Source organism: Vibrio sp. 1069, from assembly GCF_033340555.1.
Genome location: NZ_JAWOWP010000101.1, coordinates 1 through 1,129 on the forward strand (window position 1 = coordinate 1; position 1,129 = coordinate 1,129).

Sequence of the window (1,129 nt, forward strand, 5' to 3'; positions counted from 1 at the left end):
CCGAACCGTACGAACTCACCCTGCACGCCGCATTCCTCGCAGGCGATGGGATCGGGCACGTCCACCTGGAAGTGCATTTCGTCGTCGGTTGATTTGCAGCCCAGTACTTGGTATTGCGGCAGGTGAAGGATGTTGTCGGGAAGTTCGGTCATGGTGTTGTATAGGCGTAGGTGTCAGTCAGATCCATCCGGCTCGGCATTGGTGTTTGCTTTTTTACCCAACAAGCTGCTGGAAACGAAAAGTAAGGCACCGAGGACAATTGCAATATCAGCCAGGTTGAAGGCCGGCCAATGCCAGTCTCGCCAATAGAAATCAAAGGAATCCACAACATAGCCGCGAAAGACCCGGTCAATCAGGTTGCCCATGGCGCCACCGAGGATAAGACTGTAAGCGATGGCTTCTCCTTTATGACGATTTTCAAGGATCAGCTTGATCAGAAAAATCGAGACCACTACCGCGATTCCGATAAAAAAGTAGCGCTGCCAGCCTCCACCATTCGCAAAAAGACTGAATGCGGCACCGGTGTTCCATAGGTGCACCCAGTTAAAGAACGGGGTCACCGAAACATACTCGCCATAGGCCATTGATTGCTGCACCAGCCACTTTACAGCCTGATCAGACGCTGCCAGCAGGCCCGATATGGACAATAGGGCATGCGGCGAGAGCTTTTTGCCAATAATGAGCATTATTTAACCCTTCAACGCCAAAATGCGTCTGGCACCGTTAAGTACAATGCCCCCCGCGATGGTGCCGATAATCAGATCCGGATAATTGGAACCGGTCCACGCGACCAGGGCGCCGGCGGTGATGACCCCCAGGTTGATCACCACGTCGTTGGCCGAGAATATCCAGCTTGCCTTCATGTGCGCCCCGCCTTCCCGATGTTTGGATATGAGCAGCAGACAACTGGTATTGGCAATCAATGCGACGAATGCGATAGCCATCATCACCAGCGATTCAGGCTCACTACCGAATACAAAGCGCCTCACGACCTCTACGAGTACGCCAACAGCCAAAACCAGTTGGACCACACCAGCAACGTGCGCAACACGGACCTGCCTTTTCACGCTATGCCCAACCGCATAAAGAGCGAGTCCGTACACTGCCGCATCAGCAAAATTGTCCAGGG

Annotated in this window: 2 protein-coding genes and 1 pseudogene; all 3 read right to left on the reverse strand. The window is 53.4% G+C overall.

Annotation, left to right across the window (positions count from 1 at the left end; genetic code table 11):
- Positions 1-152: pseudogene (locus tag R7040_RS24705) on the reverse strand (ISL3 family transposase); the annotation flags it as partial.
- 21 nt (positions 153-173) lie between these two features.
- A complete protein-coding gene (gene lspA / locus R7040_RS24710) occupies positions 174-686 on the reverse strand; it encodes a signal peptidase II (protein ID WP_193285851.1) in 513 nt (170 codons plus the stop codon).
- 3 nt (positions 687-689) lie between these two features.
- On the reverse strand, positions 690-1,129 hold a 440-nt coding region (locus R7040_RS24715), incomplete at its 5' end, for a cation transporter (RefSeq protein ID WP_276434627.1).

What these genes read in the sequence shown, in the direction of transcription:
- lspA (WP_193285851.1), bottom strand. Translation starts at nt 686, where the DNA reads ATGCTCATTATTGGCAAAAAGCTCTCGCCGCATGCCCTATTGTCCATA.